The following is a 26231-nucleotide window of genomic DNA, read 5'->3' on the forward strand; positions in this document are numbered from 1 at the left end:
AACTAATCACTTACGCTCAAAGGATTGTATCAAAGGATTAGTGACAATTAGTAATTGCTCAAGCTTTTGGAAGGCTTCTGGTTGGTGGCGCACATGAGCATCAATAAATAAATGGATGATTGTGGCTAGCAATAAACGAAAATGCTCTTGGGGTTGAGTGGCAGGAATGTCTTTAAAGGGTAGAGCTAAGGTTGAGTCAACTATATCGACGATGGAAAAATGATTTGCTCCTCGCAAAATTAGTAAATAGCTGTTCTCGTGTCCTCCCATAATTGCTTCTTGGAAGGTACGAATGACTGGGGTGGTAGCATCTTTTGTATTTAAACCAAAGTGAGAGCTACTGCTGGCAATCACTCCATCATGGGTTCCACCAATTACCAGTCGGGGCAGGGTATCTGGTAATGGCAAGATTGTATTAGGTTTATATCCCAACATAACTGCACCGGCGGTATGTGAGCCGTAGGCAAATGATGCTACAACTTGGGGGAAAAAGTTGGGGTTAGCATTCTCCATTGCCACTCTACCGCCTTCGGAGTGTCCACCTAAGATAATTTTCTCTAGGTCAAGTGTTCCAGCTAAAATACCTTCACGCTGTAACTGCGCTAGTGTGGTTAGTATTGCTGGCAAAGCTGAAGCGGTGGGAGCAGTACCATAGAATTCCCGCTTTCGCTTTTCTATTTCAAACCCAGGGGTGAAGCTAACCAGTCCTGGAAGACTTTCTCCAACCCAGTTAAACATCACTACCACTAGTCCGGTTTGGGCTAGTTCTATACCCAACCATTGATATTTTTGGGCATCGCAGTTAAAGCCATTAAAGAAAATCATCACTGGGAGCGGGGCTTGTGCCGTATCAATCGGTAACATTCCCCAACTTTTTTCTAAATTACTATCTGTATTTTTTGCAGGATAGAGAACTTTGATGTGGATAGTATCGTAAGGAGATTTAGCGCCATCAACTTTAGCTGCGGTCAATAAAGCTTGCACAGTCTGCATAATTTGTGATTCGTATTTACCTAAGCAAAACTGGGTTTTTGATAGGATTGATTACGAATTCAGTATGCAGTTAGTCTTTGTGCTAATAAATCGGTAAAAGGTATGTTGTTAAAACAAAGATTTGCCACTCTACCTTCAGAAGATAGCCTGGGTTGAGGATCACTGAGTAAACAATACTAGTCTCAGACTCCTGAATTTTAATACCTAGAGTAATTATACTTAGCCCGATTGTGGGAGAGATTTTTTTCAGTAATTATGCCACTCTAATAAGTAATTCATCGTAGGTGAGTTATGGGTAAGCGATCGCCAGAATATATTGATGCGTCTCAAGATATTAGAGTAGCCGCTACTACAAAGATTTGGGGGCTTACAGTTGGTATGCTCGCGCTTTGTATACCTCTTTCGGCTGTAACTCGGAGTGGTGCTATCATTCCTTTGGCTGCTCTAGGAGGTGCAACGGCTGGGACTTTTGCTATATGGCGTGCTGATGAGAAAAAATCAAAACCTCACTACTTCTCTAATCAAGGGGTAGAACTATTAGAACAAAGAATTGCCAATCTAGAAACTATTGTTAGCAGTGATGACTCTGACTTACACGCAAAAATTCAGCGTTTAGATGCTGATAATCCTTCTGGTGTCATGACTCAAGTTACTACACCAAAAAACAAAGCTTAACATCAACAATACATCTGATTTAGCCTTGATCTGCGATGAAGTTTAATTAACCTGAAACAATTTCTGCTTAGTTGTCCCTATCTCAAAACCCAGTTAAATCATACTCTTCTTTAGAAATAGAACTGTTCTAGGGCAACAGTATCTTTTGGTTAAGGTTAGTTAGAATTGATGGACTTCATGGAAATTATTCCTATCTCAGTCATATCAAGCAATCAAGGCTAAAAATCCTATTAATAAGGATACTCTCTGCGAATTTCGCCTATGATTGTGTTCTATTAGACTGCGAGGATTACGGAATTTTTAATTAACTAGAAGTTATAAACTTGATTAATTGCATTGGTATAACTTACCTTAAGTATGCAAAATTGTGCCACAGGAATGCAGATGGATTGGATTAGCTTACTCAAAGCTCAACAAGCTGACTTCCTTCTCCGTGTGAAAAAACCGAAGACTTACGATCTGTCGTTGTTGGAAAGTCAAGTGAAAGGTTGCCACAGCGAAATTATGGCATTTTGGGGGGAGCCATTTGCCAAAATTCAGGAAGTTTCTCGCCGACAAGCTGAAATCCTTGCTAAAAATCCGCCTCCCATCCCGCCTGAATATCCAGAACCGCCTGACTGGACGATTCCTTTCCCTATCCACTTCCAGCAGCAAGCAGAAGATTATTTCTTGCGAGAACAAATTGTTGATCGCCTCATCGTTGAACGTTTGGGTAAGTTACTGAAAAAGTTGCCCCAGGATACTGTGAAAAACATGGTACTTGATGATGAAGGCAATTTGCGCGGTGAAAGCAAATTTACTTATTTGTTAGCAGATAACCCAAAAATCAGCGTGCAAGTTTATGTAGCAGATGGAGAAAGTTTTAATGGTATTAAGAAAGATAAAATTAAGTGGTCAGTTACTCAAGAAGATTTGAAAAATCACCAAGTATTAATTTTTCTGTGTTTATTTTATCCATCCACAGGTAAACTTGGTTATGAAAAGCAAGCTGTAGTAGCTGGCTTTTTACCTACTAGTCACATCGCAGTAACTGAACCAAAGCTATATTTCACCCCCAGCCATTTGTTATATGCAGGTGGATTAAGTTGGTATTTAGAATCACTCACTGCAAAAAAAGAGGCGAAACTAGATTTTCTGCCGGTAGTAATTGAGAGGACGATACCAGAAACGATTCAAACTGTACCCTCAGAACATCCCCGCAAAGAAATTATTGGTGATTGGGAATGTTGGCAGACATTAAGAGGACACATGAGAGGAATTAATTGCTTGTCTTTTAGTTCTGGGTGTGAAAATGGTTTGCCGATGTTAGCTAGTGGGAGTCGGGGAGAGACAAAACTCTGGGACTTAAGCCAAGGTGAATTAATCGATACTTTGTCGGAATATCCTTGGATTGTCTCTGGGTTAGTAGATGAAGTAAATTCTCTGGCTTTTAGTGCCGATGGGCAAATGTTGGTGAGTGGCGGTGCAGACTCCACTATTAAGATTTGGCACACAGGCGCACTGGATTTAATTGATATTCTGCACAAACACAATGGGATTGTGCGGTGTGCGGCTTTTACTCCCGATGGACAGATGCTAGCAACTGGTGGCGATGATAGAAGAATCTTGTTTTGGGATTTGATGCACCGTCAGGTCAAAGCTATTTTGTCTTTAGATGATACGGCTGCCCATTCTCTAGTTTTGAGCAGAGATGGACAAACTTTAGTTACAGGGAGCTATCGCAAAATCAAAGTTTGGCAAACTTCTGGTTCCTGGTTCGGCAAAAATCTCAAGGATGCACAACCGTTACATACCCTGATGGGTCATGGTCATATCGTGCGGTCTTTAGCAATGAGTAAAGATGGTCAACTACTGATTAGTGGCAGTTGGGATCAGACGATTAAAATTTGGCACTTGGCGACTGGGAGATTAATCCGCACCCTCAAAGGTCATACAGATAAAGTGTATGCGATCGCTTTAAGTCCTGATGAACAAATTATCGCTAGTGGTAGTTCTGATCAAACCATCAAGTTGTGGCATCTGGAAACAGGCGAGTTATTAGCTACGTTTACAGGTCACACTGATATCGTCACAGCGCTAACTTTCACTACATCCGGTGAGATGTTAGTCAGTGGCAGTTTGGATAAGACAATTAAACTTTGGCAAAGAAGTTAATGAGGTATCATTGGTCAACAGTCAATAGTTATTTGTTTCTTTTCCTGCATTTTTTATGTTTCTAGAGCCACTCAACAGCGCTAATCAAATTAGCGTTGTTTTTTGGCATATCTTTAAATAATGTTTTTGCCAGTGGTTTTTGATGTGTAAAAATCGCTCATGCAGATACGGGGTATTCAGCCAGCAGATGCGAAAACAACTGATACACACTCCCATAATCAAAAGCTGTCAATATCAAGTTATTATTGTGATATTTTAGAACAAATAAGTGCATAAACTTGAGAGTAAGACGAGTTATCACCTAAATATTTCGGGTGCGATGATGTTACACCCCACTGCGGATAATGGTTTTGAAGAGGTACTTGGCAGATTTAAGGATAAATAGCATTTTGATATTGCAGCTGGAGGAATGGGCAAAATAATGCCAGTGAGTAACACGAAGCCTTCTTTGCAGCGCCAAATTAAAACTATGATTCGTTCTAGTGTTCAAACTGCTCAAAAGCTACCTTTGCGCTTGATTTTGGTTGTTCCTTTTGTGCTGCAAATTTTCACAGCAGTAAGTCTTGTAGGTTATCTCTCTTTTAAAAATGGACAAAAGGCAGTAAATGAACTCGCTGACCAGCTAATTGTGAAAGTGAATGGGTTAGTTGATCAACATCTTGATAGTTACTTAGCAGCCCCTCTCCAGATTAATCAAATCAATGTGGATGCTACCAATTTAGGAATGCTGAATCTGGAAAATTTTCAGACTACAGGACGTTATTTCTGGCAGCAAATGCAGGTATTTAATGTTGGTTATATTAGTTTTGCTAATCTCCAAGGAGAATTTATTGGAGTTGAACGCTTAGATAAAGGTGGACTCTTAATTAATGAAGTTTCCCAAAAAAATGGGATTGGCAAACTGTATGTTTATACTACCAATAATCAAGGCGATCGCCAGCAATTAATAGCAGTTAAAGATTATGATCCTCATGTAGAAGCTTGGTATGCAGATGCAGTTAAGGCAGGTAAACCTGTCTGGAGTCAGATTTATTCATGGGAAGATAAACCAGAAGTTTTATCTATATCTGCAAGTTATCCGATCAATGACAATAATAATAAATTTTTTGGTGTGATTAGTGTTGACTTAATACTATCACAAATTAACAGCTTTTTAGCCAATTTGAAAGTCGGACAAACAGGACAAATATTTATTTTAGAACGCTCTGGAATGATCGTTGCTTCTTCTACTAGTGAAGCACCATACAAAGTGATAAGTGGCAAAGCACAAAGGCTATCGGCACACCAGAGTCAAAATTATTTACTTCGAGAAACAACGGATTATCTGCAACAAAAATTCGGTCAACTAAAAAACGTTAAGAGTTATCAACAGACTGTATTGCAACTACAACATGAAAGACATTTTGTGCAAGTAAGACCTTGGAACGATAAATTAGGTTTGGATTGGTTAGTGATTGTCGTTGTTCCTGAGAGCGACTTTATGGGACAAATCAATACCAACAATCGCACAACTATTTTACTTTGTTTGTGGGCGCTGATCATAGCGACGGCAATGGGTGTATATACTTCCCGTTGGATTGCTCGTCCTATTGTGCAGTTAACTCAAGCTAGTAGTGCGATCGCTTCTGGTAACCTTGACCAAGAGGTGAGGGTTTCTGGCTTAAAAGAATTGAGTACGCTTGCCACATCTTTTAATCAAATGGCAGGACAACTACGTGATAGTTTCGCAGAATTAGAAAAAACCAATCAAGAATTAGAAAATAGAGTTGCGGAACGAACGGCGGAAATCACAGCAGCTAAAGAAGTGGCTGATGCTGCTAACCGTGCAAAAAGCGAATTCTTGGCTAATATGAGCCATGAATTACGCACCCCACTAAATGGTATTCTTGGCTATGCACAAATTTTGCAACTTGATTCAAATACTAATGACGAGCAAATGCAAGGTTTGAACACCATTTATGAGTGTGGCTCTCATTTGCTGACCTTAATTAATGATATTTTAGATATTGCCAAAATTGAAGCTAAAAAATTAGAACTCTATCCTCAGGAATTTGATCTGGGAAGATTATTGCTCGGCGTTTGTGAGATGTGCCATATTAAAGTAGAGCAAAAAGGAATTAGTTTTAAATATCAATTTAATGATTATATTCCTTCTAAAACTTTTGCTGATGAGAAACGGATACGCCAGGTATTAATTAATATTCTGAGTAACGCTATTAAGTTTACGGATAATGGTACAGTCACTTTTGATGTAGAAGTAGTTGCCTGTACAGGTACAAAATTAATTACCAATACAAATCAGATACTGCCAGTTCATCAACTGAGATTCCAAATTGAAGATACAGGTATTGGGATGACAGATGAACAACTCAAAAAAATATTTTTGCCCTTTGAGCAAGTAGGAGATAATTTACATAAATCAGAAGGAACAGGTTTAGGACTAGCAATTAGTAGTCAAATTCTAGAATTGATGGGTAGTGATATTAAAGTTGAGAGTGTATATGGTAAAGGAACTAAGTTTTGGTTTGATTTAGATTTACCTATAATTGATACTGGGAAAATCTCTTTATCAGTTGAAAGTCAAAAAAATATTATTGGCTATGAAGGGAAGACAAAAAGTATCTTAATTATTGATAGTAGTTGGGAAAAACGTGATATTTTCGCCAATTTATTATCATCCTTAGGGTTTAAGTTAACTGAGGTTAGTAATTTACAAGAGAGTTTAGATAAGATAAAAGCTGAACATCCCGATTTAATTATTGCTGATATCGCCATGCCGGAAATAAATAACTTGCAGGCGACAACAATGATGCGATCGCAAGTAGAATTTGCAAAGTTGGTGATAATTGCTTCGTCAGCTAGTGTATCTGAATATACTCGTCAGCAAAGTCAAGAAGCTGGTTATGATGATTTTTTAGCGAAACCTGTAAAGGTTGAAGACCTATTTAATATGTTACAAACTTATTTATCTTTAAAATGGATTTACTCACCTAATGATGATTCCTCAGCTAAAATTTCATCTATAGAAGAAATTATATTTCCCCCTCCTACGGAATTGGTTAATTTATATCAAGCTGCTAAAGCTGGTTATGTAGTTGGTATCCAAGAAGAAATCACCAGGATTCAGCAATTAGATAAAAAATATACGCGTTTTACCGTTAAAGTTTCAGAATTAATAGCAGAGTTTGAAGATGAGGCAATTGTTTCTATGATTCAACCTCATCTATCATATTGATATTGATAAATCCTTCACTAATAACACCAAAAATTTATTATACATATTTATGTTTAAGACAATAAAAATGTATTTTTTTCAGGAAAGTTATTAAATAAAGATGAATCTAAAACTATGATGTTTCACAGGATAATTAGATGAGCAGTCCCATAAATAACTCAGTCTTAATTGTAGATGATATCCCGACTAACATCAAGGTTTTGTTTGACATTCTCAATCAGGCTGGTTTTCGAGTCTCTGTTGCTAAAAATGGTCTAAGCGCGTTAGCAAAAGTACAAGAAACATTACCAAATTTGATTTTATTAGATGTCATGATGCCTGGTATGGATGGATTTGAAACTTGCCGCCACCTAAAGGCCAATCCCAAAACCAAGGACATTCCCGTAATTTTCATGACGGCTCTATCTGATACAGTAAATAAAGTCAAAGGGTTGCAAATTGGAGCAGTTGACTATATTACTAAACCTATTGAATATGAAGAAGTTTTAGCGAGAATCAATGTCCATTTAGAATTGCGGCGGACTCAATTAAAGCTAGCACAAGAGGAGAAAATGTCTTCTTTGGGTCAATTGGTAGCAGGAATTGCCCATGAAATTAATAATCCAGTTAATTTTGTTTATGGGAATTTAGCCCACGCTCAAAATTATGTTGGAGACTTATTAAATTTATTAAAATTGTATGAGAATCATACAGCTAACCCAAGTCCCGAAATTCAAGAATTCTCCAAAAGTATTGAATTAGAGTTTATTAAACAAGATTTACCACATCTATTATCTTCGATGCAAATGGGGACTGAGAGAGTGGAGAAAATCGTGCGATCGCTGCGTTTATTCTCTCGATTGGAAGATCTAGAATTTCAACTGTTTAACTTACATGAAGGTATTGATAGTACACTCATAATTTTAAGTCACCGCCTCAAAATTTTGCCTACAGATTCAACAATTAATATTATTAAGGAATATGGTGATATCCCTTTGGTGGAGTGCTATTCTGGAAAACTTAACCAAGTATTCATGAATTTGCTGGCTAATGCCATTGAGGCATTAGAGGAGTCAGTAATTAATAGAGAAAGAACTGATACATTGACAATTGGAATTCGGACAAAAGTCACGGATGACCAAAAATCAGTATTAATTGAAATTACAGATAATGGTGTTGGTATTCCTCTAGAAGTACAACAGCGCATTTTTGAGCAATTTTTCACTACCAAGCCTTTAGGTAAAGGTACAGGTTTAGGATTGGCGATCGCTCATGAGATTATAGTCGAAAAACATGGGGGTACTCTACAGGTACAATCTACTCCGGGAAAAGGTACCCAATTTTTAATCACTATTCCCATTCAGCAAGTGATTAGATATTAATGTTAGCTATTTTTACGGTAATAATACTTTACTATCTGTTTGGAAAAAATAATCAGGTAGTAATTGCTGCTTCAGCAGAAAAGTATTTAGGAGCCATGACAGCTTGATTTCTGTACCTATATTTTATCTTTATGATTCTTTAACTCAATCTAGTCATGAACTCTCATACAGATGAGTCCAACATAAATCAACCTGGACTACTATATATTGATGTTATAACAATTATTGGTTGTGGCTGTTGCTCTATTACAATTTCTGGGAATCATAATCTTATAGGTTATTTATAAAGCAAGAATAACATTTATGCTGGGGAGCTTGTCTCTGTTGTAGCAACTGGTATTGTGCCAGGAACGTATGTAGACATGATTGGTCAGGGGAATAATAATTTAAGCGATGAACACACTCAAGACTTACTTTATAAATAGTCTTGTATTCCATTGGCAGTGAATCACTATAAAATCCGCGAGTTCAAATCAAATGCTTGATACATCAACCGAAACTAGCTTTATTTTAATCGTAGATGATACCCTAACCAATCTCGAAATTATCTCTGAAGCATTGATTGGCGCAGGTTTTGAAGTAGCCACCGCAGTTGATGGAAAAAAAGCACTCGAACAGATACAAATTAGAGTGCCAGATTTAATTCTGCTGGATGTCATGATGCCAATAATGGATGGATTTGAAACCTGTAAAAACTTGAAAATTCAGCCAGAAACTCACGACATTCCCGTGATTTTCATGACAGCAATTACCGATACAAATAGTAAAGTAGAAGCCTTAAGTTTAGGTGCAGTTGATTACATTACTAAGCCATTCCATAAAGCGGAAGTATTAGCTCGTATCTCTTCCCATTTGCAACTAAGAAGCCTGAATAAAAATTTAGAAAAACGAGTTACTGAACGTACGGCGGAATTAAATCAAGCATTAAAAGACCTACAAGATTATCAACTCCAACTTGTACAACAAGAAAAAATGTCTGTTCTTGGACAATTAGTAACAGGATTAGCTCATGAAATTAATAACCCAGTCAGTTGTATTTATGGCAATTTAGGTCACGCTTTAACATATTTTGAAAATATGAATAAGCTGATTAATTTATATCAAAGTTACTATCCCCATCCTGTACAAGAAATTCAAGACGAAATCAGTGAGATGGATTTAGCTTATGTGCGCTCTGACTTACCCAATTTAATTTTTTCTATGAAAGAAGGGATTCAGCGCATCCGAGATATTAGCAGGAGTCTACGTATTTTTTCCAGATCAGACACAGAGAAAAAAATTCAGTTTGATATTCATGAAGGAATTGATAGCACTATTTTAATACTCAAACATCGATTGAAAGGGTCTGAAAATCATCCTGATATTGAAATTAAACGAGATTATGGTGTTATACCTCAAGTTAACTGCTTTCCTGGGCAATTAAATCAGGTGTTCATGAATATTTTAGCTAATGCCATTGATGCCTTGGAGGAATCATTTAGTCATAAATATTCTTCAATAATAGATAGTGCAGTAACTGATAATCAAAAACTAATGGCTGAGACTCCAAAAATCATCATTCAGACAATGCTGAGTGAAGATCAAAGTCATGCTTTAATTAAAATTCAAGATAATGGCATAGGAATGCCACATCAAATTAAAGAAAGAATATTTGATAATTTGTTTACTACTAAACCCGTGGGTAAAGGTACAGGTTTAGGATTATCAATTTCTCGGCAAATTATCATTCAAAAACATGGCGGGAAACTTGAGGTAAATTCAGAACCAGGAAGAGGCTCAGAATTTATTATTAACATCCCTATTGAATAACTATGTCAGTTGTCAAACTTAATTTCTCTAGCTAATTATGTATTTGGGTAAAAGTTAATCAAAGCCAGGATGTTTTCTATCATCCTTAAATAATTGATAAATTAATCTTTGTTCACAGTACAACTTATCATAAATTCATGAACAATTTAGTATGAATTCATCGCTAATTTATGTGATTTGCAAATTTATTCAGAAAACTAGGGAACTATATTGCTGTAGGGATTAGTGTTTTACAGAGTAAAACGACGATGAAAATAGTAGTAGCCCACAGCAACGACCCAGATTCTCTATCAGCAGTTAAAGAAATTCTTCAGCAATCAAAAGATTCTCTTCAAGGAAATAATCCTCAAGCGGGAATTTTATTTGCAGCTATTGATTTTGATCATTCCCTAATTCTGGAAAATATTAATCAGGCTTTTCCGGGTATTGAGTTGATTGGTGGAACCACAGATGGAGAAATTTCTTCACTGCTAGAATTTCAGCAAGACTCAATAACTTTAATGCTATTCTGCTCGGATGAAATTGAAATTCTTGCAGGTGTGGGATATCAGGTTTCACACAATCCAATTGCGGCGACTCAAGAAGCTGTACAAAAAGCCAAAGCCAAAAGCACAACCGAACCTCAGTTATGTTTAACCCATCCAGAAAGTCTCACAACTAGTGGTGTGTCCATCTTAGATGGCTTAAAATTGGCTTTAGGAGAAAAATTTCCCATTTTCGGGGGTTTAGCAGCTGATCAATCAGTATATCAAAACACCCACCAATTCTTTAAAACAGAAGTCTTGAGCGACGCTGTACCAATTCTGCTCTTTTGTGGTCAGGTTTTATTTTCCCACGGTATCGCCAGTGGTTGGTTCCCCATTGGTAAAACCAGCAAAGTCACCAAAGTAGATAAAAATATAGTCTATGAGATTGATGGTCAACCAGCTTTAGAATTTTATCGACATTATTTAGGTCAGCTTCCGCCTTCAATGGAATATCCTTTAGCCGTGTTTACTCATGATGAAACGAGTTTTTATCTGAGAGCGCCGATCGCCTATGATGAACAATCAGGTAGTATTACTTTCTTTGCGGATATTCCCGAACAAGCAAGTATTAACATGGCTGAAGCAGGTAAGGATGATATTTTGGCTGCTTCTCAAGCATCATTTATGACAGCCTTCAAGAATTACCCAGGAACCGAACCAGCAGGTGTTCTCTTTTTCTCTTGTGTAGCTCGAAGACAACTACTAGGTACACAAGCTCAACAAGAATATCTAAATACTAAAAATATTCTTAGTAAGGATTTACCATGCTGTGGTTTTTATTGTAATGGGGAAATTTCACCTATACAACCAACAGGTGAAACACACTTTCATAATGAAACTTTTGTCACTTTAATTTTAGGAACTCGTTAATAATTTAAGGATTGTATGAATTGTGAACAAGAAATCCAGAGGCTGGAAAAAGCTAATAGAATCCTCCAAAAAAAATTAATTCGTTCAGAGGTTGATAGAGTTAGGCTAGAGGAAACAAATAGCAAAAAAGAGACTTTGCTGAAGAATGTAATTAATGAATTGAAGCAATCAAAAATTCAGTTAGAAGAAAGGAGGCATGAATTAGAGACGACTTTGTTTAATCTTCAGACAATGCAGGATAAAATGTCTGCTTTAGGTAGTATGGTTGCCGATGTAGCCCACGAAATTAATAATCCTGTGGGATTTATCATGGGGAATCTGAATCCAGCATTTGAGTATATTCATGAATTATTCCGTCTGCTTGACCTGTATCAGCAATATTACCCCAAACCATGCCCAGAAATCCAGGCAGCAATGGCAGCAATTGATTATGAATATGTGCGTGAGGATTTACCTAAACTTATTTCCTCAATGAAAGAAGGAACTGATCGTATTAGCAAGCTTAGTAATAGTTTACGGACTTTTTCCCGAACAGATGCAGAATATAAATTGCTTTTTAATATTCATGAAGGAATTGACAGCACTCTCTGTATTCTCCAACATCGTTTAAAGGCTGTTCCAGACCGTCCACAAATTCAAGTAGTTAAAAAATACGCAGATATTCCTTTAATTAAATGTTTTCCAGGTCAATTAAATCAGGTATTTATGAATCTTTTGGCTAATGCTATAGATGCGTTAGAAGAGTCTAATTTTGGGTTGAGTTTTGCGGAGATTGAGCAAAAAAATAATCAAATTACAATTATCACTAGTTTATTCGCTAACTCTATTTTAATTCAGGTTAAAGATAATGGTTTCGGTATATCAAATGAATTAAAATCAAAAATATTTGAACATTCATTTACTACTAAACCTGTTGGTAAAGGTACAGGATTAGGGTTAGCGATCGCTCAACAAATTATTGTCCAAAAACATGGTGGAACACTGGAAGTTAATTCAGTTCCAGGTGAGGGTTCGGAATTTATTATTACTCTTCCTATTGAATAGGTTAAAAAAATATCCCCGAATTTTGGGAAAAATCGGGGATAGTATAGATTTGAGATAGAGCTTACAAACCGTCTGGTTTCTCAGCAGGAATAGCACTTACCTGAGTACTGACAACTTTTGTGGCTTGCAGAATTGCAGTATTGGCAACAGAATTATTTGCCAAAGTAAAGAGTGGATTAGATAAAATTCCTGCTACAGAGGTAGCAATCAAAGTCAACACTAAACCCACTTGCAATGGTCTAAATCCAGGTAAATTCCAACGTATTTCGGGGTAATTTTTGACTACATCGGACATTTCTTGGGGTTCTTTGACCACCATCATTTTGACTACGCGAATGTAGTAGTAGATGGAGATAACACTGGTTACTAAGCCTAGTAAGACCAACCAGTAAAGACCTGCTTGCCAACCAGCCCAGAATAAGTAAATTTTGCCAAAAAACCCAGCTAGTGGAGGAATACCGCCCAATGAAAGCAGGGAGATACTCAAACCTAGTGTGAGGAGTGGGTCTTTTTGATATAACCCAGAGTATTCGGCAATTTGGTCGGTTCCTGTCCGCAGGGAGAACAGAATGATGCAGGTAAAACCGCACAGATTCATGAATAGGTAAACCAGCAAGTAAAAGATCATGCTGGCATATCCGGCATCAGTTCCAGCAATCAAGCCAATCATCACAAACCCGGCTTGGGCAATGGATGAATAAGCCAGCATCCGTTTCATGCTGGTTTGGGCTAGGGCGACAACGTTACCCAAAATCATGCTGAGGACGGCCAAAGCTGTGAACACAAACTTCCACTCTTCGGCGACGAAGGGGAAAACTGTAGTTAACAGACGGATAGCGAGGGCAAAGCCTGCTGCCTTAGAACCAACGGATAAAAAGGCAATCACTGGGGTGGGAGCGCCTTCATATACGTCTGGTGTCCATTGGTGGAAAGGTGCGGCGGAAATCTTAAAGCCAATACCCGCTATGACAAAAACCAGGGCAATAACTGCACCTAGTGATTGACCAACGTTAGCTGTAATAATTCCATTAGCGATCGCATTCAGTTCTGTTTGTCCACCAGATAGACCGTATAGCAGTGAAACGCCATACAAGAATACTGCTGTGCTGGAAGCGCCAATTAACAAGTATTTCAGCGCCGCTTCATTAGAGCGGGGGTCACGCTTGGTATAACCTGTTAACAAATACGAGGAGATACTTAAGGTTTCTAGGGAGATGAAGATCATCACCAACTCACTAGCCCCAGAGACAAACATCCCGCCCAAAGTCGCAGTTAACAAAATAGCGATGAATTCCGCTAAAGCAGTTCCACTCTGCTCAACATAGCGAATTGACATCAAGATGGTAACAACGGCAGACAGGGCGATGATACCGCGAAAGATGATGCTGAGGTCATCACCGATAAACGCGCCAGTAAAAGAGATGGGATTGGTAGCATCCCATTGAAAATACAGGGCGACGATCGCCGCGAGTAAGCCTGCGATCGCCAGATATCCTATCCAGCGTGAGGATGTACGCCCTAAAATCAAATCAACAATCAAAACCCCCATGAGGGTGACAATTACAATTCCCTCTGGCAAAATTGTTCCAGCATTTAACTGGGCTGCAAGATTAGCAAAATCCATGAGATATATAGGTTTTGGCGATTAGACATCAAGGCTAACTTTGTTCATTCTATCTATTGTTCCTGACCAAAGTTGCATTTATCTTTTTAGCTTTTAGTTTATGCTCGCTTTTGGCTAAAAACTGCTCATTGGTAGCGTCATAGCTTTCCGTTACGCACTGTTACTATACATACCATTAGATGAAATTATGCTTAGGTGTAGCATTCGTAACTTAGTAGCATGAATTGAGAAAAAGCAGGGGAAGTTGGTAGAGAGAATTGATGAAAAAAAGTGAGGTTTAAAACCGGACTTGCATCCCGCTACGCTAATGCCCCTTGTGGGTGGCTGTCTTTAATTTTGTTGGCGTTCGCGGTAGCGTCTCGTAGAGAAGCCTTCCCGTAGGGTATTTTGAATTTTGTTCGCCCTTGCCGTTCCCGTAGGGTATTTTGAATTGATTTATCTAGGTCGTCCCAATGTTGTAATATAAATAACTGCCTCATCATTGGGAATACCCAGTACTTCATTGACTTGATCATCAAAAAAACCACCAATACCACTGACACCTAAGTTGAGTTGGATAGCCGCTAAATTCAAGCGTTGTCCCAAATGTCCGGCATCCATGTGTAAGTAACGATAAACGCGATCGCCATATTGAGCGATCGCAGATTTAAGATCAGATGTATGAAAAATTACGGCGGCAGCATCTCGGCCTAGTTCCTGTCCCAAACAGAGAAAGTGTAACTCTCGCCGGAAGTTTTTAAACCGGATTTGCCTTAATTCTTGAGCCTTAGGCGCGTAATAGTAACAACCAGCCTCCAGTCCTTGGACTCCGCAGACCGCGATAAAAGTTTCAATTAAATTTAAATCAAAATAATCTGGAGAATTATCTAGACTTTGATCAATATAATTTTGGGGTTGATAAGTAAAATCAAGTAAAGCTTTTAGTTCATCAAAGGTCAATTCCTCACCATTATAAGCACGGGTAGAACGTCGCTTGTGCATGGTGATTTCCAAATCTGACAGATTTTCTCCCCAGTATATGGGTGCGGAGACAGTGGAGATTTTCAAGCAGAAAGGAAAATTGTATTTATCCTCCAAGGATCTTTCTTGTACGACCGTTGGTAAATTCAGCTTGCCAGTGATACTAGCCGAAATTTGAGTATGACGATGAAAATATTTGAGCAATTCACCATCAGGAACTTGGGGATAATTAGTTTCTGTAGCTGAGGGGAGAGATGTACATCCTGGGGATAAATTTTGCTGGATATCTAATAAATCTGCCAGAGGTAAAACAGCGATCGCTCCTTCCTGTAGCGGATCAATGTATAGTAAATCATTAACCGCTTCATCAATGAAACCACCAATCAAGTGGGGACGATAATCAGTGATAGCAGCACCTAACTCAATATTTCCTAACAGGTGTCCTGTATCTAAACAAATGCGACGATAAGCCCGGTCTTCATAGCGCCACGCCGAACGATAGAAAACAGCCGTCACAATAATGGCTAATTGAGTACTTTCTAAAGCAGGATGCCAGAAACAAGCCTCTTGCAAACTTTGCCAAATATCACTTTCCCAGTAGTGCATCAGGGAATGAGTCCGACATTGGTAGTTATAAAGCCCCGGTGATAGTAGAGGCGTACCACGGGAAACCACATACACCTCCGCCGGATATAACCCCCCCGCGCTAGGTGCAGCACGTAAATATACCGTATTCCCCATAGAAGGCATTCTGGCAGTCAGCCCATAACTGCGAAACAGTAACCGCGACAGCCTTTGCCACCATTGACCATTGGCATCATTGACAAATACCTCTGGTGTTTCTTGTAAGTAGGGTTTGAGGTCAATAGCAGAACCGATTTTATACTCCTTAAACGGCACTGGCTGTTTAGCCCAATCTAACCTCTGACTTTTAGAGGCGATCGTATCAGGGTCATATTTAGTACGTTCGTGATAATGTTGAGCAATTGACTGGTGTATTTCTGGCATAGTACTTTCAATACCCTTACGACATCCTCATTTTGATCTTGGCATTCATCAGTACCATTATTTCAGTCTAATCAGCACATTATTCCTCAGAATTACTATTGTTTAAGGAGGCAGGGGCAGGAGGCATGGGGGCAGGGAGCAGGGGGAGCGAAGAAGAATAACGATGGACTATTGACAACTGACAGCTGACAACTGACTAATGACTAATGACTAGCTAAATGATTACGCCGCCAACGGTAGAAGCCGTAGACCCCAGCAGACAAAATTAACCAATAGGGACTGTACACTATTAACCAAATACCCAATTTGAGCAGCCCAACCGTAAAATTTCCCAGGGAATAAGTAGATTTATTCCAAGTTTCTTGTATTTGCGAATTTACAGCCAGTTGAGGACTAGTACTAGCGACGGCTGCTTTGAGATTAAGCGTAATAGTGGAATAGGCGACTTGATTTTGTAAGTTTTTCAATTGAGCATCAATTTGTTCGATAGATTGTCTAACATTGCTAAGTTCTTGAGCAACACTGAGTACATCTCTGACAGAACCGGCCCGATCCATAATTTTTTGCAGATTCGCTTCAGTTTTGCGGAGATTAGTTAATCTGGCTTGGAAATCAACCAATTGATTGCCCACGTCTTCCGCCGTAATTTTACGATTTTCTACTGTGCCTAATTTAGCTAACTCTTCTATTGTTGGTTCCAGTAAGTTCTGCGGTACTCTTAGCTGTATTGAGGCAGTATGACGGGTATTTCCCTTTGTGGGTTGTTGTTCATTTAAGCCGATTAAGTCTCCCTGCTGACGATTAACAATTTGCGTAACAGTATCAATACTTTTATCTACCGAGGTGACAATTAGAGTTATGGCCGCTTTTTTAATTAATTGGGGACGGGAACGGGGTATGGGTGCAGCTACCGCCTTTTGTGCCACATTATCAGCAAGCTCAGAAGCAGAAACAGGAACAGGTGCTGATGCTTGATTTGTAGACTGGGGTGCAGAGGCGCAACTTGTAAAAATCACTCCCCCTACTAGCGCAGTGATAAATAAACAGGACTTACGTGGTAATTGAATAGACTTTTGCATAATCTAACCCCAGATAGTTGGATTAATCACAAGTATTACTGAGCATAAAACCTAAACCTGGGATTGTTGCATTTTATGTAACGTATCTAGTGTTACTCGTCCCCTAAAGACAAATATATAGGGGAAATCTGGCGTAGACCAGAGATGAGACTTAACCCACCCATACCAAAACTGATCCAAGGTATCAAGCCTTCATAGGAATCCACTACACGCGCAGTAGTCGTTGGTCGCTTGGGGTCATAACGTACTGCTACTATTTTACCGTTACTGGAACGGTAAGATCGATAATCGCCAGTGAAACGAATGCGATCGCCTTTGGCTGAAAACTCAACTACAGGCGCATAGGTTTCTTTTTGCTTATCCTTACTATCGCGTTCACGACGACGGAGGCTATCTACTACCTTACCCTGTGTTTGTGTTAGTGTTGCACGTTCCTGGGTGACTTGATTACCTACCAAAAAACCGCCCCCAATAAACACAAATCCAATCACCAGACCAAGAATGCCACTAAATGTATCTTCAAAGGTAATTTGGCGAAATTTTAAATTCATGGGTTTGACAATATCACAACAATAGATTCCATTAAACTATCTGGCATCGTCTGAATGCTTCGCTAATACTGACTATTTAACTTACAGAAAATTAATAGCAAATTACGTGAATTAAGATGAAGACTTTCGAGCAATACAAGCAACTGGGAAGAGTGTATGGAGGTGTAAAACTAATGACTATTGACTAAAACTTTTAAAGTATTCAGACTAGTATCGGCACAACCAGTAATGAATCCGCCTAAACTTTGGATATGTTGCAAATATTCAATGGCGGGTTTTGTGATAACTTCTCCTGGCATAAGGACGGGGATTCCTGGGGGATAAGGACAGACAATTTCTGCACAAATGCCATCGCACGCCTGTTCGATGGATAACGTTTCACTATCGGCAAAAAAGGCATCACGGGGAGAAATTTCTGAAAAATATTCCAGATTACTATTAACTTTTGGGTTGACTAATGCCTTAGTAGGCAGTGTTGTTTCTGCTAAAGTTGTGAAACCTTGGACTAACTGCTCAATATCAGTAGCTGTGTTTCCCAAGCTAATAATAAAGGTGAGATGTTGCAACGTAGCAAATTCAGCCGTTACCCCCAGTTGTTCATCTAAAATTTCTTCCGCCGCAAAACCCGTTAAACCCAAGCCGGAAACAGTCACAGTTAAGCGTGTTTTATCCAAAGTTGTAAACCCTGGTGATGGTGTCTTGGTAGGAGGCTGTAAAACTGATAAGCCAGGAATTTGACTAATTCTTTCTCTGGCTTCATTCGCTAGTTGTAAGGTACGGGACATTAACTGTTTACCAGACAAAGCCATTTGTTGACGAGCCGCATCCAGGGAAGCTAGAAGTACATAACTGGGGCTAGTAGACTGTAGCAGCTGCAAAGCCTGACTAACTCGAACCGCATTTATTCTGTCACCTTGGATGTGAAGCATTGAAGCTTGCGTCATTGCACCCAGTACCTTGTGAATCGACTGTACAGTTAAATCTGCACCTGCGGCTAAGGCCGAGGTGGGTAATTCTGGGTGAAAAGCGAAGTGTGCGCCGTGGGCTTCATCTACTAGTAAAGGAATATTGTAGTGGTGGGTGACTTGGGCGATCGCCTCTAAATCCCCACATACACCGTAATATGTAGGGTAAACTGTCAACACCGCTTTAGCATCAGGATGTTGTTGCAAAGCTGCTTTTACAGCCTCAGGCGTGATGCTATGGGCGATATCTAAAACTGGGTCATATTCAGGATAAATAAAAATCGGGATAGCACCAGAGAGAATTAAACCAGCGATCGCCGATGAATGTACATTCCGAGGCAAAATAATTTTATCCCCCGGTCTACAAGTAGCCAGAATTGCCGCCTCGACACCGCAAGTAGAACCATTGACCAAAAACCATGTCTGTGAGGCACCAAACGCCGCCGCCGCTAATTGTTGGGCTTCCTGAATCACTCCTTGGGGCGCAGATAAATTATCTAAATCAGCCAACTCCGTCAAATCAGCACTAAATACCGCTTTACCCAACAAATCAGCCAAAGGTTGAGCAATCCCCCTCCCCTGCTTATGCCCAGGAGTATAAAACGCTGCATGATGTCGAGCAGTACAAGCTTTTATAGATTCTATTAGTGGTGTTTGGTTTTGATCAAGCATTGGTAAGGAGGTTGGGAGCAGGAAGAAGCAGGGGAATTAGAAAACTACTAACAACTGACAACTGACAACTGACCAATGACCAATCTTGGTAGAGTGAGAATATAAGCAAAATATAAACTCGCCAGATTTATACGGCAGAACATGGGCAGTATTTGGGAATTAGATTTTTACTCCCGTCCAATTTTGGACGAAAATCAGAAAAAAGTTTGGGAAGTTGTAATTTGTGAAAGTCCCTTAGATATTCGCACAAAGACGGATTCCTTATTTCGCTATGCACAATATTGTCCCAGTACTGAAGTCAATTCAGCTTGGTTAAGGACAGCCATTCAAGAGGCAATTAGCAAGGCGGGGAAAGCACCAATCAAAATCCGCTTTTTCCGTCGCCAAATGAATAATATGATCGTTAAGGCTTGCGAAGATGCAGGTATTCCAGCTTTGCCGAGCCGGCGCACTTTGGCACTCAATCAATGGCTGAAGCAGCGCATGGAAGAAGTTTATCCCCAAGAACCTGGTTATCAAGGGGTAACGACTCCCTCAGTGCGTTTAGACAGCCCTTTACCGCAACGCTTACCTGATGCGTTGGAAGGACAACAATGGGTGTTTGTCTCTTTATCAGCTGCGGATTTAGCAGAAATGCCAGACTGGGAAATTGGTTTTAGTGAGGCATTTCCATTAGATTTTGTCCAGGTATCGCCTGAAACCCGCATTCCTGGGGTGTTGATTTTCTCCCCTAGAGCTTTGCCGATAGCAGGCTGGATGTCTGGTTTGGAGCTGGCATTTTTGAGAGTAGATACCAGCCAAGGAATGAGATTAGTCTTAGAAACTGGTGCTACGGAAAGTTGGATTTTAGCAAATATCAAAAATCCCACTACTGTACAAGAAGCTAGAGGTTTCGAGGAAGCCAAACAAAAAGCCAATGGTGTACATTTTATCGGTGTGCAGTCAAACCCAGAGGCAGAATCTTTTGCTGGATTTTGGCTGTTACAAGAGTTAGGGGTGTAAGGGTGTAAGGGTGTGGGGGTGTAGGGGATGAGAGAGATATGGATTGTCTATCTTTTTCCCCAGTCCCCAGTCCCCAGTCCCCAGTCCCCAATCCCCAGTCCCCAATCCCCATTCCTTTTAAATGGTGATAAAGACCAATGATTTGGGATAATTATCTGCGTCCGTCTGAAATCTACGCGGATAGTCACCAATGATTTGGGATAATGATCTGCGTGTACTGCCAGTTCAAAATCCAAAGTCCACCATTCACCGAGGGTCATGGGTTCTGAAAATTTGTCACAAGATACACTCGCAGAACAGCTGCTGGAACTAGCTCTTAAATCGGGAGCGGAAACGGCTGAAGTGTATCAGTCGCGATCGCTTTCTCGTCCGGTATTTTTTGAGGCTAACCGACTCAAACAGCTAGAAACCAGCCAATCTGAAGGTACGGCACTGCGACTATGGCGCAAAGGCCGCCCAGGACTCACGGTAGCTTATGGTTCGGTAGAACCAGGAGCAATGGTAGAACGCGCTCTTGCTTTGAGCGAACTGAACCAATCAGAACCAGTGGAATTGGTTAGCAACTTTCAGCCATCCTACCCAGATTTGGGTGAGGCTGTATCTGTAGAAGTTTTAGTTGGTTGGGGCAAAGAAGCGATCGCTCTCATCCGCGATAATTATCCCGATGTCCTCTGTAATAGTGACTGGGAATGTGATGTGGAAACGACTAGACTTGTCAACACCCAGGGTCTAGATTGCTACTACAGCGATACTACCCTCAGTTGCTATATGTCCGCCGAATGGGTTCGCGGCGATGATTTTTTAAGTGTATCTGACGGACAGACTCAGCGCGATTACTTAGATCCCGAAAAACTAGCTTATCAAATTTTACAAAGACTGGTTTGGGCTAAAGAAAACGTCCCACCTCCAAACGGTCGTGTCCCAGTTTTATTTACTTCCAAAGCGGCGGATATGCTTTGGGGTACAGCGCAAGCAGCGTTGAATGGCAAACGTGTACTAGAAGCAGCTTCCCCTTGGGCAGAACGTGTGGGTAAACAAGTAATCGCTCCCAGCCTTACCCTTTACCAAGACCCCCAAGCCGGGCCTTATAGTTGCCCGTTTGATGATGAAGGTACTCCGACCAAATCTTTGGTATTTATCGAAAAAGGCATATTACAAAATTATTATTGCGATCGCACCACCGGACGGCAACTAGGTAACGGCACCACTGGCAATGGCTTCCGCCCCGGTTTAGGCAGTTATCCCACCCCTGGCTTATTTAACTTCTTGATTAAGCCTGGTTCCAAGTCCCTCAAAGACCTGATCCAAAACATGGATGATGGCTTGATTGTAGACCAAATGCTCGGTGGTAGCGCTGGGATCTCTGGCGACTTTTCGATCAATATCGAATTAGGCTATCGAGTCCAGAAAGGTCAAGTAATCGGTCGTGTCAAAGATACAATGGTCGCAGGCAATGTTTATACAGCCCTCAAGCAAGTGGAATTAGGCAGTGATGCTGATTGGAACGGTTCTTGTTATACTCCGTCTTTAATAGTCGAAGGACTATCGACAACTGGGAGGAATAATTAGGAGGCAGGGGAAGCAGGGGGGCAGGGAGCAGGGGGAAGAAATTGACTATGGACAATTGTACAGACGCGATTAATCGCGTCTCTGACCAATAACTAAATTAGTACTATGTACTTTCGCAGTTGGTTGCAGCCTAGACGGGGTTTAGCGATCGCAGAAGCTTGTGTTATTGGGGTTTTAGCTGCATTATCTGCGGTATTCCTCAAGGTCTGTTCGGGATTATTAGGTGCATGGCGGGTTCATAGTTCTCATATTTTGCCGGCATGGGTAGTTTTACCAATCATTGGTTTGAGCTTTGGGTATTTGGCTGGGCTGATGGTGCAAAGATTAGCACCAGAGGCGGCGGGTAGTGGTATTCCACAAGTCAAAGCTACTCTAGCAAATATACCGATGAAATTGTCTTGGCGAGTAGCAATAGTTAAGCTACTGAGTGCTATTCTGGCTTTGGGTTCAGGGCTGACATTAGGAAGACAAGGGCCGACAGTCCAAGTGGGGGCAGGTTTAGCGGCGGGGATGAGTCGCTTGGTTCCCACTTCTCCCGACCATCGGCGGCAAATGATTGCGGCTGGTGCGGGTGCAGGTTTGGCGGCTGCTTTTAATGCCCCTATTGCCGGGGTCTTATTTATTATTGAGGAATTACTTCAAGATTTATCAGGGCTGACTCTGGGAACTGCCATTATCGCTTCATTTATTGGTGGGGTAGTTTCCCGGCTATTGGGTGGTCGTAGTCTAAATTTAAACATAGAATTACTTTCCTACTCTAGTGGCTTTTCTTTTCCAGAAATTCCCTTCTTTTTGCTGTTGGGTGTCTTAGCAGGGTTACTGGGTGCATTATTTAATCGCGGGTTGATTTTCAGCCTCCAGTTTTACCGGAATCTGCATATTAGCTTACCTCTGCGGGTAGCCTTGGCTGGTTTGGTATCGGGGATTGTCGTATCGCTGTTGCCTGAGTCTTTTCGGGATAACGCTGGTTTAAGGGAATATGTAATCACTGGTGATTTAAACCCATCCTTTGCAGCGATCGCTTTTATTGCTCAGTTTATCCTAACTTTAGTCGCATTTGGTTCTGGCGCACCCGGAGGTTTATTTGCGCCTAGCCTAATTTTAGGTTCGGCTTTAGGGCATTTGGTGGGCGTATTAGAGTATCAAATCACGGGGGATGGTTCTCCTGTTACCTATGCCTTAGCGGGAATGGGTGGTTTTTTTAGTGCGGTTTCTAAAGTCCCAATCACCGCTATTGTGATTGTCTTTGAAATGACCACAGACTTTAACCTAGTGTTGCCTTTGATGATAGTGTCTGTGACGGCTTACTTAGTAGCAGACAAAGTAGTACCTGGTTCACTGTATGAGAAATTATTACTTTTAAATGGCATTACCCTCACTAAACAGATGTCGGTAGAGGGGATATTAAGCCAAATGACTGCAAAAGATGTGATGCAGCAACGGGTAGAAACTCTAGATGCAGAGATAACTTTAGAAGAAGCCAAGCAAGCCTTTGCTAGTTCCCACCATCGCGGCTTCCCAGTAGTAGAAGATAACAAATTAGTCGGGATTATTACTCAATCAGATTTAACTAAAAGCCTCAGTCGCAGTCTAGAGAATAATCCTCACCTCAGGGAAATTATGACAGCCAATCCTATGACAGTCACACCCATACATACCTTGAGTAATGTTTTATATTTATTAGACCGCTATCAAATCAGTCGCTTACCAGTTGTAGAAGGGCAAAAACTGATCGGGATTATTACCCGTGCAGATATCATTCGGGTAGAAGCAGACCGTCTCAACTGCGAAAATCCCAACCCAGGGCCCCAGCCAGAACCATCCTATGTAGTTTACCAAACGCGAAGTCCCAACACAGGCAGAGGTAGAATACTAGTACCAGTCGCCAACCCAGAAACCGCCGCGACTTTATTAAAAATGGCAGCCGCCATTGCCCGCGATCGCCATTATGAAATAGAGTGTGTACAAGTAATGCTGGTTTCCCGCCACAGTTCCCCATCGGAAACCACGGTGAGAACCGCCAAAAGTCGCCGTCTTCTGAGACAAGCCGAAGTCTTAGCCAAAAAATGGCGCATTCCCCTACATACCCAAATTAGAGTCGCCCATGATCCTGCTCATGCAATTTTAGAAACCATTAAAGACCGACACATAGACTTAATTCTCATGGGATGGAAAGGTAGCACATCCACCCCAGGCAGGATTTTTGGCAACGTTGTAGATACCATCATCCGCCAAGCCACCTGTGACGTAGTGCTGGTGAAGTTAGGTAGTTCCCCATTCCCAATCCCCAATACCCAATACCCAATCTCCAATCCCCAATTCAATCGCTGGCTAGTACCAATGGCTGGTGGCCCCAACGCCAGGATAGCAATTAAACTGTTACCAGCTTTAGTGACTTTAAGCGATGACCCACAAATTCGGTTGACAAGGGTGTTTAAACCTTGGGAATTTAGACCAGATATGACAGTTTTAGAACAAGCCATTCGTCAATTGATGCGTCGCCGCCAACTATCTAGTACTGTAATTGCTGCGCCAGTACAAGCTGATTCAGTAGTCGAAGGTGTGATTAAGCTAGTGGAAACTGAAGGTTATGATGTGGTGGTTTTAGGCGCTTCCCGTGAGGGCTTATTACAACAGGCTATTCAAGGTAATATTCCAGAGGCGATCGCTTCTGGTGTCGATAGTACCGTGATTTTGGTAAGGGGAGCAATTGAGAGTTGAAGCTGATAGCTTTAGCCAAAAATCACCAATTACCAAACTTTTCTAGCAAACATTCAGCAATGCGCCGTGCTGCACCTGGTTTACCCATGCGGCGGACTCCGTTTTCTCTGATGATGTGTAGGCTGTCAGGATTGGTGAAAAGCGATCGCACAACTGGAGCCACTTGTGCTGCTTCTTCGACTAAAATCAGAGATAAGCCTAACAGTCGGCTTTGGGCTTCGGCAAAACCAGGGTTATATTGTGGCCCCTGGCCAGGAATAGCGATCGCAGGTTTACCTAAACCGATAAACTGTTCTGTAGCTGTACCAGCCATTGCGATCGCTACATCACCCCAATGCAAACATTCGTTATATGATTGTTGAGTCAAAATTAAATAAGCATTGCGTTGTTTAAATATCAAAGCATTGCTATCTTGCAGAGGTAGGGGTAAATCTGCGTGGGGTCGCCAACCTTGGGATTGTACAGTTTGGGCAAGTATATTCAAGTCTAAACCAGAAGCGATCGCCCCTAGAAATACCACGCTGCCAGAACTGGGTAAAAATGTATCGCGTTCTTGAAAACTCCCCATTAATGCAGAAACACTAGTCATAATTATTTGCCAATTTTGATAAGCCTCTGGTGGACGAGAACCAGGAAGCAAGGTAATTACCAGTGGTCTGTCCATCTCTTGATAGCGAGCATTGGCCATGTAAAATAATTGTGGTGACACTTTTGGTTCTAGACCGTCCATCATAGGATTGCCCACATCAAAAGCGGGAATCGGCCAATTTTTCAGGGTTTGCGTAGTCAATCCGTCTCTAGGAAACACCGCGCGACAACGGCGACGACTCATCAACCACCGTTCCCACGGATGATAAATTGAACCAGAAAAGTTTTCCCAACGAGCTGCTTTTGATTTCCTTGGTAATAATCCGACTTCATCCCGCACGTAGTATTCTGATTTCGCCGTTCCCACAAAAGCGTAATTAGCCCCACTGATAAAGGCAAACAATAAAGGGACAATATCGCCTACCGCGAGAATGGCGTTATTGTTACCTAATTTTTTTTGGGAACTTACCCAACGCCGCACCGCTTGAATTTGACTCCAAGTAAGCTGCACTAAACCCCCGCGTACATCCCGCGCCAATTGTCGCCCATCCATGTAGATAAAACCACCGGAAGGCATGGTACGCACTGCACCAATCAGGGGGATATTTAAATTCTGGTAAGCCAGTCCTTCACCTACCAAAGGTAAAGCATAAATATCTGGTGGATTTGCTTGTTGCAATAACGCCTGCAAAATGCGGACAGCTATCACATCTTCCCCATGACCATTACTTAATACCAATAATTGCAACCGAGAAGTTGCCATTGGTGAATTAGAAGCTAGAGATAAACGGGACACATCACTCATAAGAAACAAAATATCAAAG

The 26231-nt window shown here is 40.9% G+C and carries 18 protein-coding genes; 10 read left to right on the forward strand and 8 right to left on the reverse strand.

The genetic code is table 11. From position 1 onward, the window contains the following. Window positions 1-6 precede the first annotated feature (6 nt). On the reverse strand, window positions 7-993 hold the full coding sequence (locus ACN222_RS24335; protein WP_010999001.1) for an alpha/beta hydrolase family protein: 987 nt from the start codon (window positions 991-993) through the stop codon (window positions 7-9). Between the two features lie 291 nt (window positions 994-1284). Between ACN222_RS24335 and ACN222_RS24340 the strand changes: the two genes are divergently transcribed. The 7 genes from ACN222_RS24340 to ACN222_RS24370 all read left to right on the forward strand — a co-directional run bounded on the left by ACN222_RS24340 (window position 1285) and on the right by ACN222_RS24370 (window position 12668). Continuing rightward, window positions 1285-1668 carry a hypothetical protein gene (locus tag ACN222_RS24340; protein WP_010999002.1) on the forward strand — a complete coding sequence of 128 codons (384 nt, stop codon included), beginning with the start codon at window positions 1285-1287 and terminating at the stop codon, window positions 1666-1668. Window positions 1669-2025: 357 nt separating this feature from the next. Further along, the gene (locus tag ACN222_RS24345; RefSeq protein ID WP_237087541.1) at window positions 2026-3822 is read left to right on the forward strand and encodes a WD40 repeat domain-containing protein; all 1797 of its coding nucleotides are present in this window, start codon (window positions 2026-2028) and stop codon (window positions 3820-3822) included. A gap of 421 nt (window positions 3823-4243) precedes the next feature. Continuing rightward, window positions 4244-7057, forward strand: coding sequence for an ATP-binding protein (locus ACN222_RS24350; RefSeq protein ID WP_126987344.1), 2814 nt, complete (start codon window positions 4244-4246; stop codon window positions 7055-7057). Window positions 7058-7194: 137 nt separating this feature from the next. Continuing rightward, entirely contained in the window at window positions 7195-8418 is a 1224-nt protein-coding gene (locus ACN222_RS24355) for a hybrid sensor histidine kinase/response regulator (protein ID WP_010999005.1), read from the forward strand. A 477-nt stretch (window positions 8419-8895) separates the two neighbouring features. Continuing rightward, complete coding sequence (locus tag ACN222_RS24360) at window positions 8896-10227, forward strand: hybrid sensor histidine kinase/response regulator (protein ID WP_010999006.1); 1332 nt, start codon at window positions 8896-8898, stop codon at window positions 10225-10227. Window positions 10228-10475: 248 nt separating this feature from the next. After that, a complete protein-coding gene (locus ACN222_RS24365; RefSeq protein ID WP_010999007.1) occupies window positions 10476-11624 on the forward strand; it encodes an FIST signal transduction protein in 1149 nt (382 codons plus the stop codon). A gap of 15 nt (window positions 11625-11639) precedes the next feature. After that, entirely contained in the window at window positions 11640-12668 is a 1029-nt protein-coding gene (locus ACN222_RS24370; RefSeq protein ID WP_010999008.1) for a sensor histidine kinase, read from the forward strand. Window positions 12669-12729: 61 nt separating this feature from the next. Here ACN222_RS24370 and ACN222_RS24375 read toward each other — a convergent pair whose 3' ends face one another. From ACN222_RS24375 to ACN222_RS24400, 6 genes are all read right to left on the reverse strand, one after another. Next, on the reverse strand, window positions 12730-14292 hold the full coding sequence (locus tag ACN222_RS24375) for an NAD(P)H-quinone oxidoreductase subunit N (protein ID WP_010999009.1): 1563 nt from the start codon (window positions 14290-14292) through the stop codon (window positions 12730-12732). A 299-nt stretch (window positions 14293-14591) separates the two neighbouring features. After that, on the reverse strand, window positions 14592-14774 hold the full coding sequence (locus ACN222_RS24380; RefSeq protein WP_149028801.1) for a hypothetical protein: 183 nt from the start codon (window positions 14772-14774) through the stop codon (window positions 14592-14594). Next, entirely contained in the window at window positions 14728-16260 is a 1533-nt protein-coding gene (locus tag ACN222_RS24385; protein WP_010999010.1) for a SagB/ThcOx family dehydrogenase, read from the reverse strand. The genes ACN222_RS24380 and ACN222_RS24385 overlap by 47 nt, the downstream gene beginning before the upstream one ends. Window positions 16261-16463: 203 nt before the next feature. After that, window positions 16464-17339 (reverse strand): DUF4349 domain-containing protein, encoded by an 876-nt coding sequence (locus tag ACN222_RS24390; protein WP_010999011.1) that lies wholly within the window; start codon window positions 17337-17339, stop codon window positions 16464-16466. 92 nt (window positions 17340-17431) lie between these two features. Then, on the reverse strand, window positions 17432-17890 hold the full coding sequence (locus ACN222_RS24395) for a DUF3592 domain-containing protein (RefSeq protein WP_010999012.1): 459 nt from the start codon (window positions 17888-17890) through the stop codon (window positions 17432-17434). A 170-nt stretch (window positions 17891-18060) separates the two neighbouring features. Beyond that, window positions 18061-19527, reverse strand: coding sequence for an aminotransferase class I/II-fold pyridoxal phosphate-dependent enzyme (locus tag ACN222_RS24400; RefSeq protein ID WP_010999013.1), 1467 nt, complete (start codon window positions 19525-19527; stop codon window positions 18061-18063). 141 nt (window positions 19528-19668) lie between these two features. On the opposite strand from ACN222_RS24400, the gene ACN222_RS24405 reads away from it, so the two are divergent. From ACN222_RS24405 to ACN222_RS24415, 3 genes are all read left to right on the forward strand, one after another. Beyond that, the gene (locus ACN222_RS24405) at window positions 19669-20529 is read left to right on the forward strand and encodes a Tab2/Atab2 family RNA-binding protein (protein WP_010999014.1); all 861 of its coding nucleotides are present in this window, start codon (window positions 19669-19671) and stop codon (window positions 20527-20529) included. A 258-nt stretch (window positions 20530-20787) separates the two neighbouring features. After that, a complete protein-coding gene (locus tag ACN222_RS24410) occupies window positions 20788-22098 on the forward strand; it encodes a TldD/PmbA family protein (RefSeq protein ID WP_010999016.1) in 1311 nt (436 codons plus the stop codon). 105 nt (window positions 22099-22203) lie between these two features. Next, the gene (locus ACN222_RS24415) at window positions 22204-24819 is read left to right on the forward strand and encodes a chloride channel protein (RefSeq protein ID WP_010999017.1); all 2616 of its coding nucleotides are present in this window, start codon (window positions 22204-22206) and stop codon (window positions 24817-24819) included. A gap of 22 nt (window positions 24820-24841) precedes the next feature. Here the strand turns inward: ACN222_RS24415 and ACN222_RS24420 are convergent, their stop codons facing one another. Next, on the reverse strand, window positions 24842-26212 hold the full coding sequence (locus ACN222_RS24420) for a lipid-A-disaccharide synthase-related protein (protein ID WP_010999018.1): 1371 nt from the start codon (window positions 26210-26212) through the stop codon (window positions 24842-24844). Window positions 26213-26231: the final 19 nt, after the last annotated feature.

The sequence above is a fragment of the Anabaena sp. FACHB-595 genome (genome assembly GCF_048568275.1).
GTDB lineage: Bacteria > Cyanobacteriota > Cyanobacteriia > Cyanobacteriales > Nostocaceae > Trichormus.